The 17,582-nt window shown below is 55.0% G+C and carries 13 protein-coding genes and 1 pseudogene; 2 read left to right on the top strand and 12 right to left on the bottom strand.

Annotated elements, in window-relative coordinates:
• Positions 1–3: 3 nt before the first annotated feature.
• The 11 genes from pglX (ACW9IN_RS10115) to ACW9IN_RS10065 all read right to left on the bottom strand — a co-directional run bounded on the left by pglX (ACW9IN_RS10115) (position 4) and on the right by ACW9IN_RS10065 (position 14,245).
• Positions 4–1,743, bottom strand: a complete 1,740-nt coding sequence (gene pglX / locus ACW9IN_RS10115) for a BREX-1 system adenine-specific DNA-methyltransferase PglX (RefSeq protein ID WP_265535078.1) — start codon at positions 1,741–1,743, stop codon at positions 4–6.
• Positions 1,736–3,844, bottom strand: a complete 2,109-nt coding sequence (locus ACW9IN_RS10110) for an ATP-binding protein (protein ID WP_196706090.1) — start codon at positions 3,842–3,844, stop codon at positions 1,736–1,738. The genes pglX (ACW9IN_RS10115) and ACW9IN_RS10110 overlap by 8 nt, the downstream gene beginning before the upstream one ends.
• The gene (locus ACW9IN_RS10105; protein WP_265535079.1) at positions 3,841–5,202 is read right to left on the bottom strand and encodes an SIR2 family protein; all 1,362 of its coding nucleotides are present in this window, start codon (positions 5,200–5,202) and stop codon (positions 3,841–3,843) included. The genes ACW9IN_RS10110 and ACW9IN_RS10105 overlap by 4 nt, the downstream gene beginning before the upstream one ends.
• Before the next feature lie 19 nt (positions 5,203–5,221).
• Positions 5,222–5,755 carry a hypothetical protein gene (locus tag ACW9IN_RS10100; RefSeq protein ID WP_196706088.1) on the bottom strand — a complete coding sequence of 178 codons (534 nt, stop codon included), beginning with the start codon at positions 5,753–5,755 and terminating at the stop codon, positions 5,222–5,224.
• Entirely contained in the window at positions 5,752–6,900 is a 1,149-nt protein-coding gene (locus ACW9IN_RS10095; protein ID WP_196706087.1) for an AAA family ATPase, read from the bottom strand. Before ACW9IN_RS10095 ends, ACW9IN_RS10100 begins: the two co-directional genes overlap by 4 nt.
• Positions 6,897–8,705 carry a BREX-1 system adenine-specific DNA-methyltransferase PglX gene (gene pglX, locus ACW9IN_RS10090; RefSeq protein WP_265535080.1) on the bottom strand — a complete coding sequence of 603 codons (1,809 nt, stop codon included), beginning with the start codon at positions 8,703–8,705 and terminating at the stop codon, positions 6,897–6,899. The genes ACW9IN_RS10095 and pglX (ACW9IN_RS10090) overlap by 4 nt, the downstream gene beginning before the upstream one ends.
• 78 nt (positions 8,706–8,783) lie before the next feature.
• Positions 8,784–12,338: a BREX system P-loop protein BrxC gene (gene brxC, locus ACW9IN_RS10085; RefSeq protein WP_265535081.1), complete on the bottom strand. Its 3,555-nt coding sequence runs from the start codon at positions 12,336–12,338 to the stop codon at positions 8,784–8,786.
• Positions 12,339–12,349: 11 nt separating this feature from the next.
• The gene (locus ACW9IN_RS10080; RefSeq protein WP_265535083.1) at positions 12,350–13,006 is read right to left on the bottom strand and encodes a DUF1788 domain-containing protein; all 657 of its coding nucleotides are present in this window, start codon (positions 13,004–13,006) and stop codon (positions 12,350–12,352) included.
• On the bottom strand, positions 13,003–13,617 hold the full coding sequence (locus tag ACW9IN_RS10075) for a DUF1819 family protein (RefSeq protein WP_265535084.1): 615 nt from the start codon (positions 13,615–13,617) through the stop codon (positions 13,003–13,005). The genes ACW9IN_RS10080 and ACW9IN_RS10075 overlap by 4 nt, the downstream gene beginning before the upstream one ends.
• Positions 13,614–13,811 (bottom strand): helix-turn-helix domain-containing protein, encoded by a 198-nt coding sequence (locus ACW9IN_RS10070; protein ID WP_196706082.1) that lies wholly within the window; start codon positions 13,809–13,811, stop codon positions 13,614–13,616. The genes ACW9IN_RS10075 and ACW9IN_RS10070 overlap by 4 nt, the downstream gene beginning before the upstream one ends.
• A gap of 176 nt (positions 13,812–13,987) precedes the next feature.
• On the bottom strand, positions 13,988–14,245 hold the full coding sequence (locus ACW9IN_RS10065; RefSeq protein WP_265535085.1) for a hypothetical protein: 258 nt from the start codon (positions 14,243–14,245) through the stop codon (positions 13,988–13,990).
• 119 nt (positions 14,246–14,364) lie between these two features.
• On the opposite strand from ACW9IN_RS10065, the pseudogene ACW9IN_RS10060 reads away from it, so the two are divergent.
• A pseudogene (locus tag ACW9IN_RS10060) lies at positions 14,365–14,631 on the top strand (WYL domain-containing protein); the annotation flags it as partial.
• Between the two features lie 51 nt (positions 14,632–14,682).
• Here the strand turns inward: ACW9IN_RS10060 and ACW9IN_RS10055 are convergent.
• Positions 14,683–15,168: a hypothetical protein gene (locus ACW9IN_RS10055; RefSeq protein WP_196706081.1), complete on the bottom strand. Its 486-nt coding sequence runs from the start codon at positions 15,166–15,168 to the stop codon at positions 14,683–14,685.
• Positions 15,169–15,869: 701 nt separating this feature from the next.
• On the opposite strand from ACW9IN_RS10055, the gene ACW9IN_RS10050 reads away from it, so the two are divergent.
• Positions 15,870–17,576: a dynamin family protein gene (locus ACW9IN_RS10050; protein ID WP_457365743.1), complete on the top strand. Its 1,707-nt coding sequence runs from the start codon at positions 15,870–15,872 to the stop codon at positions 17,574–17,576.
• Positions 17,577–17,582 lie beyond the last annotated feature (6 nt).

Here is a 17,582-nt window from a genome sequence, read left to right as displayed (position 1 = left end):
GGATCAATCCTCAGCCTTGGCGTCTAACCCGACGATCTTCTTTAGGGCTCCGCCCAGCTTGAGGTAGTTGAACTTAACTCCATCGTCTAGATACAGTTCGACCTGTTCGGTCGCCAACGGATAGAGCGTATCGCGCTCGTAGTCGTCCAGCTCAATGAGCTGTTTTTTGATGATCTCAGCTTCCTTGTTGGCCTTGGTCTTTTCGCTTTGGCTGACGGAAGTGCTGATGGCCACCTGCTGCAGATAATCCAGACGCGAGGTGAGCTTTTTGCGAAAATCACGCAGATAGTTGAGCACCACACTGACAGTGTCCGGGCGGTAACGGTGCAAATAAACCAGTGCGCTGAACGTCCCCTTCGGGCTGCTAAACAGCCAGTAGATGGGGCGTTTCTTGTAGCGTTTCACATGATCTGCATAGAACTCACCCAAGAAGTAGTCGCGCAGGCTGTAGTTGCGCTTGCCCTTGACATTGAGCGCTTGCTCGATGAAAGCCAAGTTGTCCTCGTAGGACACATCGCCAAATGCCACGCGCAGGAACTGACGAAAACGTAGGGTGATGTCGTCTGGGAACCAGTCACCATCTAGCAGCGGGATGACGGTGTCGTCTTCGGCCGGAAAGCTGGGCTGCGGCACCTTGGCCAAATAGTCCATCAGGGTTTCACCCTGGTTGGCCAGGATCAGCCCCGGCTTGTCGAGACTGTAGCGGCCGAACATGCAGCCCACGCCGTAAGACACCAGCTCTCGCATTGTGTCGGCCAGCAGCTGGGCTTCAAGCTCCTCCACGCTCTTGTCGCCGCCGTAGCGATAGTGCGGATTGCAGGTGAGCGTGATTTCACTGATATCAACCTTCTCATCAAGCTCATCATGCAGGCCATAGGCGTCAATGAAGATACGGTTGTTCTCTTCTTCCAAGCTCTTCATCTCCAACGTCATCTCAAGCCAGTGAGTGCGGAGGCTTTGGTAGCTGGCCTTGAGTGTGGGCTGTCGGTGGTCGTGGTGCAGCAACGGGAGGCTGGTGAAGTCCCAAGAGGTCTCGTAGGAATCCCAGTCATTCTTCGCGAACTCTATTAACTTCTTGACCTTCCCATCCACTGATGCCACATACCTCAATGGAATACGAGAGATATCACCAACTTGAAACGTAACTGTCGGGTTGAGCACATGCATATACTTGTTAGTCAAGCAAGAGTTCATCAGCGCAAGCACTAGCCCCAATTTATCCGCCGAAGGAAATGCGGAAGACCCTTTAACATCGAACAAACAACCAGAGGGAGTGTAACGGGCAGCAAATGACCTAGTCGTAATATCTGACCACGTAATTCCTTCCAAAAAATAAAAATCAGGATTCCTCAATACTGAGCGGGGGCGAAACTCGTATATTTCCTTCCCCTCCGACTCCCAATTAACAACGTAGTCGCGATTTCCATACCACTTCCTCAGCTCTCCCCCTTTGTTGTAAGGAAACCACTTTCCCGAGTCTCGCGACCCATTGGCTAGATTCTGCTTTTCAAGCGCCGTCTCATGCCAGAACCTAAGAAACCTGTTGTTATCACCCGTCTGCAATCCAGCACAAATACGAACCGCAGACCCAAGCAACTCACTTGAATTGTAAGTCGCTCGAAAAGGGTCTGTTGTCCAGTAGGCTATTGGTGCACCAGGCACTTTCGAAAAACTCTCTGACGAGGCGCGAAAAAAAAACTTCTCTGCACCTTGTTCGACCTTGCTGACTTGGTTGTTACTCATCGCTACTCTCCGAATCCTGTTCTTGTACTGACGCACCGATCTGCTGCCAGTCATCTGCAATCGCTTTCCAATCTACGCTGCGCTCAACCGCCTGACCGTCGCTGTCCTGGCCTGACCACACCGCCCAGAAATCAGGGTCGTCCGATTTCGGCCGGTGTTGCTCGGGCAACGCGTTCATCTGAACGAGGACCGGCAGCTCCGACGCCCAGCCGAGCAAAATAGCGTGGCGTGAGGGTAGCGAGGGCAAATCGCGCAGCAGGCCACGCAGATTGTCGGGCACCAGTTTGTGTACCAGTTCCTGGTCACGGTCGTTGCTGATGCGGTGCAATAGATAGCTATTGCACTGGGACAGTACAGTCGGCGATAGCTCGCTTGGACGCTGTGAGGACAGCACCAGTCCCAGCCCGAACTTGCGCCCTTCGCGGGCGATCTTCTCGAACACCTGGCAGCAAATGGCGGCCGAGTTTTGGTTTTCCGCGTCGTCCTTGTAGCGCTTGATGAAAGTGTGTGCCTCTTCCATCACCAGCACGGTGGGCAGGGTCTTGCCGTGGTGCAGCTTGCGGTAGCGCTGCAGTGCCTCCAGCTTCATGCGGGCGATCACTGCCGTGACGATGTGTACGACTTCGGCAGGCACCAGGGAGAGATCGATGACAGTGACGGTGCCATTGGACGCTTGGTCATCGCCGATATAGTTTCGCAACCAATCATCCAGACTCAGATCCTTGGCATCGCCTGAGACGACCTTCATGCGACTGTCCGACAACAGGGTGCGGATGCGCATCTGCATGGTCTCGACGTATTCAGAAACCCCGAGCAGTTCCGCCGTAGCTTCGACGCTTCTGAGCAGCTGATCGCCAGTGAATGAGCGCGGCACATCGGCATCGATTGGCAGGATGTCAGTGTCGCTACCGCCGAAGGTGGCGTGCGCCATCTGGATCAACGAAAGAAGCTCGTCAATCTCTCCGCGTGTGAAATCATAGGTTGGATATTGACCGCCGCGAGCATTGATCAAAGCCGTGAACTTGTCCCTGACCGTACCGAGCACCGTCTTTTCGTCGTCCTGGAAGGTGTCCTGATCACTCAGTCCTTCCTGCCACTTCTTTAGCTTCTCCAGAAAGTTCTTGGGATGAGGAAATCTCGCCCACGGGCTGCCGGCATTGCGCTCCAACTGCAGGATGCTGACCAGGGTGCGCAAATAACGACGCATTTCATGGCTGGGCGTGACAGTTGCGGTGAATACGCCGTCACGGACGGATCTCAGCGCCTGTACCAAGGTCGGTCGTTGGGCCTTGGCGCTTGCCTGGGTGAACACACTCCATTCGGTGCTGTTCCAGAACCACAGGGGTATTTGCAGTTGCTCCACCCCCTCGCTAGGCTCGACGGCATACACCCGCACCTTGCTCATGTCACGGAAGGTGTTGGCGTATTCGCCGTTGGGGTCGAGCACGATAAAGCGGGCATTAGGATCGCCGCCTCGAGCTTTGCGGGCTTCGTCCATGGACCAGCGGATCAACCCCGCGACCGAGCAGGACTTGCCGCTACCGGTGTTGCCCAGCACCGCCAAATGGCGGCCAAACAGACGATCCGGGTCGATTTTGACCTTGGCGTTGGCGGCCAGCGGGCTGGTACCGATCAGCACATGGCGGTTCTCGCCAGACTCGACGATGGCCTTCAGTTGATTTTGAGTGGGCAGCAGTACCACATCGCCAACGGTGGGATAGCTTTCGACGCCGCGCCGGAAGCGATAGGCTTCACTGCCCTTGCTGTCCTTGCTTTCATAGGTCAGCACCCCTAACGGGTTCAGGCTCATCTTGCGTAGGGGATAAGGCAAATCCACCAGGCCAAAGTCCTGCATGCCTTTGCGCTTGGGGTATTGCGAGCGCTCGATGGTGATCCACTCAACTTGGGCGACCAGATACCCTTCTTCACTGGGGAGCAGCACATAACCGTTGATGCGTGGGAAAGGGCGTGGCGTCCCCGTATTGAGCGCCACACCGTCGGGGGCCTCGATGTCGATCAGCACCTTGATTTCGTCGGGAGAGACAAAGTCGATGGTGCCGATGCGCAGGGAGTCGGCATAAGCCAGTGGGGACAGGCTCATATCAGATCACCCACACCCATGATGCTGACTTCAGCGACAGAACGCTCCGCAGGTATTTGAACTGCCCCCCAACGCTGCTTGAGCAATTCGCTCATGCGGAAGGTGGTCTTGTCGATGGCGGCCTTAGGCAGGTAATTCTCGGTCAATGTGGTCAGATCAGCCACTGCGGGGCCGATCAGCAGGCTGATCTGCGATGGCCGGCCCATCTCCTCATAGGTCTGCATGATGCGACCAAGTGGGTCGTCATACGAGATCACGACCAGATGCGTCGAGGGAATTGCAAGCATGTCGCGAATCACACGGTTGATATGCTCGTCGCCAAAGCTGTAGCCATAGGTCACCAACGTGCTGTTCGGCCTGCACACAGCTGCCGCCAAATCACGGAACAGCTCCACGTACGGGTAGTCGGCAGTCTCCCTGTCTTTGGCCGCGTTGGGGTAGATCATCAGCTGATGAGCGGTGGCCCCGCCCAGGCCCGGCGCCTGCAAATAGGGTTCTACACTCACAGCCCCAAATGGCAGACCGATACGTCGGATGTCCTTGCCCGTTTGCACCCAATCCACCGAACCATGCAGCTTGGTATAGCGCGCCACACCCTCCAGATAACGCGGCTCGCCGCGAATGCCTGGCGGGTTGTAATGCATGTCCAGATCCAGCCGCGAGGAACGGAAGATCGGCATGAGGTTTCCCAAGAACCGATCCAGCAGATGTAATCCAGCCAGCTCCGCCCCAGCTTCGATCAGCCGGTCATAGTTGGTGGTGAAGATGTTCAGACGGTCGCGCACCCCGGTGCGGCTGGCAAAGCTCATCAGGAAGGTGACCAGGGTATTGAAGGCCTGCTCGCGCCTGCCCTCTTCTGCAGTGGCAATTCCCGCTTCGCTGCCCAGAATCGACTTTGCGAAGTCCTGCATGCCGTTCTGAAGCTCCGCACGCAGAGCCTCGACCTCGCTGTCCTTCTGCAGAATCTCCAAGCCACGCAGCAACTCGTTGGCAATACGCAGTTGGTCTTCCAGATTGCCTTTCCTGCGCCCAGCCGCTTCCGCCGCTTTCTCTGCTGCATGATCGATTTCGGCCTGGTGGTTACTCAGTGTCAAGGCGCCCATACCGGCAGCGCCTTTTCCGGCGGCCAGGTAATGCACAGCATGGGTTAGGCCCGAGCCGGCCAGCAGCGAAAGGTGCTCCGACTGGAACAATGACGTCAGCCAAGGCTCGATACGGCTGCGCAGCTCCTTGTGGCCGAAGGTTTCACCGCTCAACCAGGAAGCCTCTGAACCTGCCTGCAGCTTGAACGTGTCGCCGTCTGCAGCGAACTGCAGCAGCATGTGATCATCTCGAGTCTTGAGCGTATTGACGGTCATGGTGTCCTCTTCCTTTGCTCTAGGCGTTTTCCGCTGGCGCGATACGGGTCGCAGGCCATTTCGGGAAAACCTCGTTCCATTTTTCGAGATTTACAACTTGACAGCTCGTAGCCAATGCATGGATCCAGCGCCTTGGTTTTTTTCCGACAGGCAGCTCCCGCTTCAGCTCCTTCAGCATCCTGCCATTCAGTGCATTATCGAAGGTCAAGACGCAGATAAAGTGAACAGGTTTATCGACTTTGCCCTCAGCAAGACGATAGAGATGAGAGTCTCTGAATTTGTACTTCAGATAGTTCTTGAGCCACTTGAAGCTATCCTGACGCGCCTCACGCTCATCATCGTTAGCTGCTCTTGCCACGTCGTAGCCTGACGGATCGTCGTAGTCTTTCAGTTCGACGTAGACATAGGCGTCCTCGAACTCGGCTACGATATCGACCCCCTTCATCGGCGCGCCGTGAAAAGTAGGCTTGGAGCTGTCCTTTTCGTCAAATACGTAGGCGTCTATCGCATCAGCGAAACGAAACTCAAAGCCATCGGCAATCACAACCTTCACTTGCCCAAGCCTCCCATGTCGTTCTCGATTTCCTGGTTGATCAGGTAGCCAAAAGCGTCGTCTATGGGATTCGGATTGATAGCCAGATAGTCATCTGTTTTCGTGGACATGACTTCGAGATTAGAGGCATCGCGGTAGAGGCTAAAGAACCTCACCTGATCTCCCTTGCCTTTGTCCATCAGCAAATCGAACCATTTGAGCAATACGTAGTCATGGGTGGCGAGAATCACTTGCTGCCCGTTGCGGGCGATCTCCAGCAGTGCCTGTACAAGATCCTTCATCAATTTGGGGTTGAGGTTGGATTCAGGCTCGTCCCATAACAGCGGGCCGGCCGTTCCCGGGTTTAGACTGCCGTTGCTGAGCAACCGCTGCAGCACGCCGATCTTGCGGAAACCTTCAGCTGTCATAGTGCTGGAGAGACGCCTCTTGCTAGCCGGGATGAAGCTCCATTCGGTACTGTCTTGATACATCAGAGCATTCTTGGCTTCGCTGGTGCGCGTAGATGCTTTTTTCTCTTGGTAACGCCCTGGTTGAAAGACAAAGCGCCCCTTCTCTAGGAGATATTGTCCGCCTATCAAGTTAGCCAATCGCGGGACGATGGTAGCAAAACGAGGGTTGAGCTGCACCTTACTGCGCAGATCCTCAATACCCTCTTTTTTGAGCTGACTTGCCAGATCCAGATAGCCATCGTCGAAAATTCGTTCGATGGTCGCTAAGTCGGGTTGTTCGGCGGTAAGACCACGCACAAGGGAAAGCACTTCCTTTGTAGGGAGGAACGTAGCCGGAGCAATAGCAGGGCCTAGCACCTTGGGAATCTTGACGGTAGTGGCACTCCCGTTGAAACGCACTATGAGTTCTTGCCCCTGTGAAAACGCTGCTTTCAACACGGCTTCCCCACTCGTACCTCTGCGGCGTAGCTCGCCGACTTTCCCACTAAGGGGTTGGTAAAGGCGGCAGAGTTTGCTGGCTAGCTGCTCACCGGGCTGCTCAGTGCGGACCTCTGGACCGCACAGCGCAAGAATAGCCTTGAGCAACTGGGTTTTACCCGTGCCATTTTCGCCGATGATGATGTTGATACCCGGTGAGAAGTCGATCGCCAGATCGGTGAATGCAGTAAAGTTCTTGAGCTTCAGGTTGGTGATCATGCAACCCGTCCTTGAGCGATGGCAGTGGCCAACATTTCCATCTTTTCTGCTTCCGAATTTCCATCCACCAGGCGCACATAGGCGCCCCGGTAATCGGGCTTGTGAGCGTTTTCCAGCACAAAGGCCGTGGTCGAAACAACCTCACCACCGATGCTATCGAAGGCCCGTGCCCCCAAGTGCGCCATGGATAGGATGGTGTGCTGATTTAGGATACGACCTCGCAGGGATTCGAATGAGGAAAGGAACATCCAGCTCTGCATGGTGATCATGGCGACAGCTCCGCCCTTCACTGCTAGATCCAGATTGCGTTCGATGAACATCGCAAACAAATCGGATTTGCTGCTGGGGAAATTCTGTTTGGCCCAAGTACTTAAGCGTGGATTCATGCCCTTACCGCCCATATAAGGTGGGTTGGCCACGACCACTGCGTAACGCGGACTCAACGCGTCAGCCATGCGCAGAACAATCAGGACTTTTTTGTGCGTCTCAGCCAGGAACAGGTTGCTGCTCATGTCCTTGCTCTCCAGCGTGGCCAGCACATCGGCCACGTTGGGGACCTTGGGCACAATCAGCGAACCGAAGTTGTCGGCTTCGCTGAACTGCTCCAGCGTTTCGCGCAGGCCGTAGGTGAACAAGTCACGGCCGACAAAACCAATGTACTCGTCCAGCTCTTCGCGACTAAAGCTCACCTTTTCCAGCACGCAGATGTTGGGTTCGACGCCTTTATTGAAGAAGCGCCGCTGGAGGGCACGAGCCTTCATGGTGAGTGCGAAAGCGGCCAACTCACCAGCACGCTCATCCAGCTCGATACCGAAGAGGTTGTGGGTGAGAATCTTCTCCGGGATTTCAGCCGGGTCAAAGCCATCCTCCTCATACATCGCATAAAGCAGGTCGAAGGCGTAGGAGAGCATGTGGCCGGAGCCGCACGCCGGGTCGCAGACTTTAATGCCCTCCGGACCGGTGATCTTGAGGAAATCACTCTCTGGCTTCTCTGGCGGGATGTAGTACTCCATTTGCTCTGCCAGCCGTGAGTTGGGCCGGTTGAGTAGCCAGAGTCGGCCCAGAGAGTTGTCTACCAGGTAGCGCACAATCCAGTGCGGGGTGAACAGCTGAGTAGCGGCCGGGATGTTCTCTGGGGTGATCTTCTGATTCCTCTTCAACCCCTCGAACACCGCATCTTTCTTCTCGGAGATGTAGAACTGGTAGAGCCAGCCGACCACCTCGACATCCTCGCAGGCGTCGGGCGTCATGGCCTCGCGAGTGTAGGCGAGGATGGAATTGCCCGAAAGCAAATCATCGGGCATTAGCAGCTCGGTGTAATCGTCGATTCGCTCAAACAGGAAGGGCATGGACTGGTGCCAGGCATTGCACACGGCAACTACCAGTAGGCGATAGGCCTCACCTTGCGAGTCGTTACTCGGTGCGCGACCCGCGAGAAGATCCAGGATCCTCTGACGAACCTGAGCCGATACCATCTCTTCGTCGATGTGCCCCATCTTGGCTTCAGCCAGGATCTCGGGCTGGAACTGCCCCTCAGCCGGCGACACCACGCCGATGCGGGTGTAGCGGTTGACGTCCATGAAGCGCAAGGCACAGAAGCGGTTAAACCAGGTGTAGGCAACACGCTCTTCCACATGCTCGCGACCGGAGATGCTGATCAGTTTTTCCAGGGCAGCCACTACCTGGGCTCGCTCACGGCGTGCAGCACTTTGTGGTGCCAGTACCACATCCAACTTACCGCTCACCTGATCAAGCAAGATGCGACGCGCGTATTGGGCAAATTTCTTGAGTTTGCTGGTATCCATCAATCCCCACTCAGCCATTCAACCGAACGGCCCTAGACTTAGCCTCGCATCGAGCGGGCCAGTTGTATTTATTCAGTGTCAAATCTGCACTCGGTTGCCGGCTTGGATTTCCTTCAGCCAGGCTTCCCGCTGCTTCTGAAGATAATCGTCCAGCTCTGTTTCGCTGGTCAGCCAGGGCTTTGGGTAGCCAACCTTGATATGACGAGACTGCACGATGAGTGGCTCTGCCACTTTCAGCATTGGCTGTTCAGGCCTATCAGCGCCAAGCGTTTCAGTATCCTCGGGCTGCGTATATGGCGAGGCTTGCTTAGCAGGAGCCGGTTTTGGACGCGCAAACTGATCCAGCTTGAGCAACAACTGAGGATATTGTTCGTCCTCGAATCGATTGCGCTGGTCACGAATGACCGCAATGAGCTTCTGCCCTTTCAACTGCTGCTTAGTCTGCGCAAAGGGGGCTGAGAGCTGCTGTTTCTGCGCAGCGTCGAGAGCCCCGTATCCCTCTGCGCCCTGCAGGCGCTGCTCCAGATCATCGAGCAACTGCTCACTGGCTTTTTGCTCGCTGGCCAGTTGATTGGCGATGGCAAGCTGAAGCGCCTCAAGCTGCTGTCGAGCTTGTTGAAGGCGATTGCCTTGCCAGGGCTTTGCATCTGCGAGCACCGCTCGAATAGCGTCAACTTCCGCCGAGCCGACGTAAGCAAAATTCTCTTGCTGCTCCTGCACCAGCAGACGGGCCTGATCGTAGATCTCTTTCTGCGGGCTTTTCATAAAGCGCTGCACAGGGTCGATGATCTGCTCCTTGGCCTCTAGCAGCGCATCTTCTGCGCGAGCGAGATCCGTCAGGAACCAGGCTGGATTCTTGGCGGCTATTTCCTTGAGAGTTGCCAGCACACCGTCCAAGGCGCTGAGGAAGGGATACTGAACCTTCTGACCGTGCAACTCAGCCAGGTCGATCTCCAGTTCCTTGATGGCGTCTATGGTTTCACGCGCCAGAGCGCGAGCCTCATTGCTGCTGGCAGGCTCGCCAATAAAGTCCGCAAAGAAATCCTTTAGTGCCCGTACCTGGGACGCGGTGAACTCGATTTGCGGCTCCAGCACTAGGGTGGTGTGGGCATTAGTATTGCGCAGGCTGCGCTCCAGCAGATCCCCTTCCAAGGGATTGCTGTCTTGACGCACCTCGACCTTTCCTCGCGCACAAAGCAGGGCGAGGTTGCAGAGAATTGCGGCGTAGTACCAACCGTAGCTCTTACGTTCGAAGCGATCGAGCAAACTTTTAACCGTGGTGCGAACACCACTGCGGGCGTTGGTCTGAATAAAAGCCAATAGTTCCTGTTCGGGCTCACTCAGATTGGTCGCATCGTTACCAAGTAGTCCGTCCTGCCCCTGGCGCAGGTACTTACCAATATCAGCCTCGCTGAATGGCACATCCCGCAACATACGCAGGTTCGGATAGGTGATTTCGATAAGCTGATAGAAGCCTTTCAGAATTCGTGTCTGACCATCAGTACTGGGGGCTTCAATATCAGCAGCATTGATGATCAGCTGAGCACCTGCCAACAGGTGCTTGGCACGCTCTTGGATATCTGCAAGGCGCTCGGTATTCTGGAAGCTCTTAGAGTCAAGGATTCGTTTGACAGCCTCTTGTGGAGTGCTGCTGTTCTGACGAATGTACGTCTCCGTGCGCTTGTACATGGTCAGGTCTTGCATGAAACGCGCATCGGCAGGCAACACGACACGCAGCTCATCCCGCCCCATGCTTTGCATGCGCTGCACGGTGAGATTGTCGAAGTTGTCGCTGAGCGGTGTTACGACATGGATGGTGACCTCATGCTCCCGACTGAGCACCCGATCATCCATCTTGCGGGTGTAGGAGTAGTCCTGGCCGTTCTCGTAGCGAATCTTGCGCTGCTTGATCGCGCCATCAAACAGCAGAGCCTCTAGCTCTTTGAGGATATCCGCAGACTCCACCTCGGTGTTCTTGATCTCCTCCTCAATATCCTTCTCTTCGTCTGTAAGGTACTCGTACAGATCGCCGTTACGCTGGATGTAGGTCTGCTGTTCAAGCAGGTTGAGCGCAGCTTCCAGCCTCTCGCGCTGGGCTGGTACGTCCTCGCCGAAACGCTCTAGCATCAAAACACTGAGGTTGCGAAGAGTGGCTTTGAACTCCTTGACGTACTTGACCAGGAACAGAGCCTTGAGGACACGAACAGCATACTCATCACCCAGGTGATGCTCAGCAGTGTTGATCGCACTCTGGATCGCACTTTTCAGCGCGCCACGAATGCCTTCAAACATTCGATCAAAGGTGGCCAACTGCCCAACCGGCTCGTTATCAATGGAGATGGCCACCTCGCGGAACACACCGAGCATGGAGCGCTCGCCCACCGAGTTGGCCTTCCCTTCGAAACCGTTGTGCAGAGAAATGCCACGGATGGCCGACTGGAACAGCGGGAACTGGTACGGCACAAACGGATAGCAGTAGGTGAAATGCTCCAGATCCCGGAAGTTCTGGTAATGCTGGCCCCCATCGGCGAACTCGAACAGGGTTTTGAAGTTGTTGAACTGCTGGTCATAGACGGTTTTCAGCAGGCCTGCACCGCTATCGTTCTTAGTCAGCAGACGCTTCTGGATCACCTCGGCCACGTCAGCGCTGGTGAGCTTGAGACGATTGGAAAAACGAGCCTGGATCTTGGTGAAGTCGTTACTCTGCTGCTTGCTCATGTCACCGAGCACAGAGTTCATATCCTCCTGGGCGGTGACGATGATCCAAGCCCTCCCCTGGCATTTAGTCGCCAGACTTTCGGCAACTGTCTGCAGGTTGGTCATCAGCTTGGTGTTTTCGGCGATGTACTGGCCTACCTCATCGACGAAGAAATTCAGGCGGAAATTTGCTGGCTGCTTGTCTAGCCAGGCTTTGACCTGGTTGCCAAAATCCTCGATGGAGACGCTGTACTGGGTGCGGTATTTGTCGAGGATTCCCTTGGCCAGAGTCGGATCTTCACCGTTGATCTGCGCATAGGCCTTGGCAATGTTGCCGGACTCCAACAGGGCCTGCTCGCGACCACGCTCCCAGGGCTTTTTAGCAATGATCTGGTAGGCGTCCTTGAAGGCATCGAACTGCTCGCGACTGTCGAGATCACGTTCGAACTGGGCAATGTAGCCCTGCTTGCCGAAGTAGCCGCACATCTCGTTGAAGACCTTGACGAAGACTGACAGCAAGGCATCGATCTGCGTCTTGCTGATGATGTCGGCCTTCTGGTCGATGTTGAACAGGATGCTCTTCGAGGGGATGGCAACGGCCTGCTTGAGCATGCTGCGCAACAGTGCATCATCCTCGTGGATCTTGGGCAGGAAGATATCCAGGGCAGAAGAGCCATCGATGCGTCGGTTTTCCAACAAAAGCGCCAGCATCTTTAACAGGTGCGATTTACCCGACCCGAAGAAACCAGAGACCCACACGCCGTTGGCACCGTGATAGTCGATGTAAGCATCAAGGAACTGCTCCAGACGCTTGGCGACCTCGTCTGTCAGCACATACTCGCTCAGCTCGTTGTACAGGCTGGCTTCATCATCAGCCTTAATCACCCCTTCGATAGGACGGCTGACGGGGTTCAGGAAAATGCCGTTGAGTTCCATCTACTGCTTCCTCAGGCTTGAGTCTCGAAAATGTTGAATGCGCGGTAGTACTTGTCGTCGTGCAGCAAGCCAAACAGCTCCAGCGAAGCCCCCTGCTCCAGCGAGTAACGGTACTCGCCGGGGAAGAACATAACAGTGGGCTTGGACTTAGCAGTGCTTTGCAGGTTGTTCAGCACGTTGTGTGACCGGATATAGGGGAACACTTCACCAATCCCAGAGAGGAATAAAACGTCGTACTCAGCAGCAGCCAGCCGCTCACCAATAGCGGGGATCAGATACTCCTCGATGCCCAAAACGTTCTGCAGAGTTTCCAACAGCTGCTCTTTCTCTGCCTCCTGCTCAATGGTGAGAAGGTCATCCCAGAGGCTGCCCTCCTCGCTGCTGCCCTCCCGGGCTTTGAGCAGCTCAATGGACAAGTCATACAGGTTAATTTCCAGAACCTGGATGCCTCTGCCCTCGAGACAGGAGATGCTCATGTTCCCCAACCGCGTTACCAGCTGTCGACGCACTCGCTCCATCTCCACCGCTTCAGTAGCTTTGAACTCGCAGATGTAAAAGGGCAGATCGTTATTTAGCCCTCTCATCTCTAGAAATCGCTGGCTGCTGATAACGCCCAGCAGATGCTCGAAGCGTGCTGCCAGCGGCTGCTGGCTGATTTTCCGGCTCATTGAAGCCACCTCTGAATTTCGCTATCCGTGGCAGGAAAAACCAACAGATGCTCACGCCCATGCTTGGCTATCAGCCGGGCTAGATACGGGCTAAGCAGCACAGATTGGATCTGACCTTGTTCGGAAAGCAGATCAGCCTCGCGCAGCATCTGAAATACACCATGGCGCAGACGCTTTTGGGTAGAAATTGCAATCTCGTCCAGCTCCTCATGCCAAAGTGCCTTAGCGTTGTAGAAAGCCTCGTAGTCAGCAGTCATGATCTGGTGACGTCGGTTGATGTAGTACTCGCGCAGTACCTCAATGGCGAAATCACGGATGAACCCATAACGGCGACAAACCGCCGACCAGAGCAGGTAACTGCGCTCACGCCGGTTACCTTCGACCAGAGCTTCCAGCTCTTCGACATCAAGCAGTACAAGTCGCCCGAACAACTCGATGCTAATGCGCTTAGCAGCGCTCGCTGTACGCGCCTGCAGGAGGTTGCCATTACGTACCTCTGTACGGGTCTTCGACCAGTCGCGCAGTGACAAGTAACGCTCGGCAACCAACGGGGCCTCCTGCAGAAATAGACCTCCCGTGGTAAATGACAGGCGGTAACGTTCGGCACTCATGCTGACCCCAAGGTCGCATAATCATTAGCCCCACCAGCTTTAACCCACGAATCGACCTCAGCTTTCTGGAATTTCCAGAGCCGCCCCACCTTGTGCGCAGGCATGTGTCGCTTTGCAATCCATGCATAAACAGTGTCCTTACTCACGCCCAAGTGCTCGCCGATTTCCTCGACACTCAACCACCGATCTGTCATTTCCAGATCCATATCGACTAAGAGTCGAGGATTCTAGCTGACTTGCTAGGGTTAAGACTGATTTATTTGGGTCAAGCCTGTTAAGGAGCACTAAAGAAATCCACTGGAACACCTAACGCATCAGTGGCAGCACCATCCATCGGGCTGACACGCCCAAAGCTGCCCAGGCCCTCCCCTTAACCCTCTGTCGGAATCAACTCCCGCAGAATCACCAGTTTCCTTTGCAACTGCTCAATGTGCGCTTTCTCAGCCCGCAGTGCTGAACGCAGCTCCCGATTTTCCATCTCCCAAATGCGAGCCCAACGCACATACCTTTTGAAGTCGAGAGCCATTTTCCAGAGCTCGCGTAGCCCCAGGCACTGGAGTACAAGCACTAGCAAGATTGCCCCCATCAACAGCAATGCGCCTATAGAAAGCCCATCCCACGCAGCCATGTTCGCCCCCCCTTCAAAACCCTGATAATTCCGAAGACAGCAACACGATATGTAGCTCAAAGTGACACGTCTAGAGTGTAGACTTATACAGGTAAAGAATTCGAGCATATGGGGAGGGTATGAAGCGCAAGCAATCCATCGAACAGGTTCGCTGGGACCTAGCTCTTCGCTATCGCCTGATTGAAACCGTAGCCTGGCGGGAGGGCCGGCTGACCACGGGACACTTGATACAGAGCTTTGGCATTAGTCGGCAGCAGGCGTCCAAAGACATCAATACCTACATCACCGAACATGCGCACAAAAACTTGACATATGACAAGCAACTCAAGGGCTATATGCCAAGCAAGCAGTTCAAGCCGCTGTTCATCGACGACAGTGGCAGCGCACGTCCAGCAGTTGTGGTAAAGCTTGATAGTTCTGAAAGAGATAAAAAGGCATCAAGTGCGTAGGGGCCGGGGCGTTTTGGATTTGCCTTTCAAGCAGTAGTACCCCGCCAACATCAGCAAATACCCAACCCACTTGTAGGGCAGTAATTTCACCATGAACCCTGCTGCTGTCCAGTCTTCCCAAGAACCGCCCCCTCCGCCCAAAAACAATGCCACAGTCAGCAGCTGGGTAAACACAACGTATGCGCCACCAAACTTCAGCAGAAAAATCCAGACTCGCTTACGTTTGGCTATGTACTCCGACTCACTGCCCGCACTCGACCGTATACCACCCAGCACTGCCCCGAGGGCCAAAAGGCCTACCGCCCCGGACACGAGTGAAAGTGCGGTGGACGCCTCTGCCAGATCCCCTTTACCGCCATACAGGTAGACGTAGTAAACCAGAAAGGCCAAATAGAGGGCGAAACCAATCTTGAAAGGACGAGACATCATCGCAAAGCCGATCAACGCGACGACGATACCAATAACCCACACCATTCATTGCTGCTCCTGCCAGTTCGCTGGATAACCAAGCGAGGTCCATCACCAAAAAACGCGACCAGCATAATGCCAATACGCCACCACTAAAAATGAAGCCTTCGCCAAATGCTTATTGGCGAGAAAATAGCTTGGCCGGCTTTCGTTCTATCCCTACCGCTTGCAGTTACACCTGCAGCGTCTAAATACTGGTTAAACATACAGGTAAATATTTCAATCATGCGCCTCCGCGCAAGGCTTTGAAAATGCGCGTTGCATCTGAAGAAAACCCCCGGGATATGGGCGTTTTGTTGACAGTTTACCATGCCGAATCAAAGTGCCATCATACAGGCAGAACAGATTACGCCGATCTATTGGTTTCACCCAACGCAATCTCATCCGGGAAGCGATATGCCATCAGTTATTGGGCATGCGCGATCAACACCCTACAGACAAGGACGTGTGCATGCCTTTGCCCTCCCCTTCCATTGCACTCAATGCTTCTGTAACAAGACCACGAGCCAAGCAGTGACGCACTGACCTCGTGAACCGCCCTGAACGCGACCCGAATGCGGCAACTGCGGTTGTAACCTTCTCGGGCCGGGCCCCGTCTCGCACGACGAGGAAAGACCAGCGATTACTTGAATATCCCAGCGCATAAGCCTCTGTGCACCCTATGCCATGTCTTCGCGCAGACCATCAACACTTAAAGGAATATCACCATGCTCGAAAGCCAGAAAGAGTTCGCCACTTACTTGAAGAAAATGCAGGTGCTGCTCAATGACCAAGCGTTTTCATTCGATCAGTCATTGCTTCCAAAAGTGATGGAGACCGAGCTTGTGGTGCCTGTAATCGGGGCCTTCAGCGCCGGTAAGAGCTCGCTGTTGAACGCGCTGATGGGCCAGGACATTTTGCCAGTTGGAATTGCGCCGGAAACTGAACTGGCGACAGAACTGCGTTATTCATCTGACCCCTATCTGCTGGCAATCAAACCCGACGGTGTGCAGGAACGTCTGCCTGTTGAAGCGCTGAGTACCATCAATCGTCGTTCCAGCGAGTTTTCACACTTGCGCCTGTACCTCGACAGCGAGGCGTTGAAAGCCATTGCGCCCCTGGTGCTGGTCGACATGCCGGGATTCGGCTCATCGCTGGAAAACCACAATAAGGCCATTGCTTACTACCTGCCGCGCGGTGTGCACTTCGTGGTGCTGACCAGCATCGAGGACGGCAACATTACGCAGTCGATGCTGCGCAAACTCGACGAGCTAAAAACCTACAACACCGATTTCACCTTCCTGCTGAGCAAATGCAACCTGCGCGCCGCCGACCAGGTTGAAGACGTGCAGGCCTACATTGACGACCAGCTCGGGGTGTATTTCGGCGAGCACTACCGCAGCATCACTATCGGCAACCGTGGTGGTGAGGAACTGAAAAATGCACTGACCGCATTGCAGCCCGACACGTTGTTCTCGCGTCTGTTCATCGACATTCTCAAAGACCAGAACTTCGAAGTGCTGGCGCAGATCAACCTGGCGTTGAGCATGCTGAAAAAGGACAAGGCCGAGAGCGAGCAAACCGCACGCGCACTCGAACAGGCCCTGGCCAAGCTGCTGGAGCAGCGCAAGGACGTCGAGTCGGACCTGAAGGATCGCTACTCGGGAAAAATGCTCGACCGTAGCCTCCGCGGCCTAGACAACTCCCTCAACGACTCCCTCGACGAGCTGGTCACCTTGGGTAGCAGTAAGAACCCGAGTGCCCTGTCGAATGCACTCTCCGACATCATCCGCAGCAGCCTGTCCAGCACGATCAAATCTGAAGTGCAGGACATCTCCACCAACATGGTCGACCGAATTGCCAGCAACCTCAGTGCCACCAGCAGCCAGATGTCCGTGCTGGACATTAGCGGCAACTGGAGCGAGGAGCTTTCCAACAAGGTCAAATTCTCGCTGGAGCGCACCACGGAAATGCTCAGCGACTGGTCGACACGCCTGAGCAATCGTGCCGAGAAAGACAAAAACAGCGGCGTCATGCTCTACCGCAGCCTCTCTACCGTGCTCGCTGTCACCACCACCGTAGTCAATCCGCTGGTAGAGCTGGTGATCATCTTCTTGCCCGAAATTCTCAAGATGTTTAACGGTGGCGGTAACGAGCGCGAGAAGTTTCGCCAGAAGCTGACCGGCGAAGTGTTCCCCAACATCAAGGCGGAACTGCGCGGGAAAATTCCGGCAATCATCGACGAGCAGCTCAACGCCATGCTGAAGAAAATCAGCGACGGTTTCGAAGAGCAGATCACCAAGCAAAAGCACGTTATCGACTCAATTGCACAGGAAAGCCTGCAGCTTGAAGCGCAGATCAGCGAGAAGACCGCTGTGCTGGAAAACCTTGCCACCGCAGTAAAAGCCGCTGCAAACGAACACCTCTACAAGTAAGGCGAA

Source organism: Pseudomonas sp. SDO5271_S396 (assembly GCF_054071795.1).
This window is presented reverse-complemented; position numbering and strand designations above follow the sequence as displayed.

Excerpts from the sequence above, each read along its gene's own strand:
- ACW9IN_RS10110 (WP_196706090.1), bottom strand. The coding sequence starts at position 3,844 with ATGAGCCTGTCCCCACTGGCTTATGCCGACTCCCTGCGCATCGGCACC.
- brxC (WP_265535081.1), bottom strand. The coding sequence starts at position 12,338 with ATGGAACTCAACGGCATTTTCCTGAACCCCGTCAGCCGTCCTATCGAA.
- ACW9IN_RS10055 (WP_196706081.1), bottom strand. The coding sequence starts at position 15,168 with ATGGTGTGGGTTATTGGTATCGTCGTCGCGTTGATCGGCTTTGCGATG.
- ACW9IN_RS10105 (WP_265535079.1), bottom strand. The coding sequence starts at position 5,202 with ATGACCGTCAATACGCTCAAGACTCGAGATGATCACATGCTGCTGCAG.
- ACW9IN_RS10065 (WP_265535085.1), bottom strand. The coding sequence starts at position 14,245 with ATGGCTGCGTGGGATGGGCTTTCTATAGGCGCATTGCTGTTGATGGGG.
- pglX (WP_265535078.1), bottom strand. The coding sequence starts at position 1,743 with ATGAGTAACAACCAAGTCAGCAAGGTCGAACAAGGTGCAGAGAAGTTT.
- ACW9IN_RS10095 (WP_196706087.1), bottom strand. The coding sequence starts at position 6,900 with ATGATCACCAACCTGAAGCTCAAGAACTTTACTGCATTCACCGATCTG.
- ACW9IN_RS10070 (WP_196706082.1), bottom strand. The coding sequence starts at position 13,811 with ATGACAGATCGGTGGTTGAGTGTCGAGGAAATCGGCGAGCACTTGGGC.
- ACW9IN_RS10075 (WP_265535084.1), bottom strand. The coding sequence starts at position 13,617 with ATGAGTGCCGAACGTTACCGCCTGTCATTTACCACGGGAGGTCTATTT.
- ACW9IN_RS10050 (WP_457365743.1), top strand. The coding sequence starts at position 15,870 with ATGCTCGAAAGCCAGAAAGAGTTCGCCACTTACTTGAAGAAAATGCAG.
- ACW9IN_RS10080 (WP_265535083.1), bottom strand. The coding sequence starts at position 13,006 with ATGAGCCGGAAAATCAGCCAGCAGCCGCTGGCAGCACGCTTCGAGCAT.
- pglX (WP_265535080.1), bottom strand. The coding sequence starts at position 8,705 with ATGGATACCAGCAAACTCAAGAAATTTGCCCAATACGCGCGTCGCATC.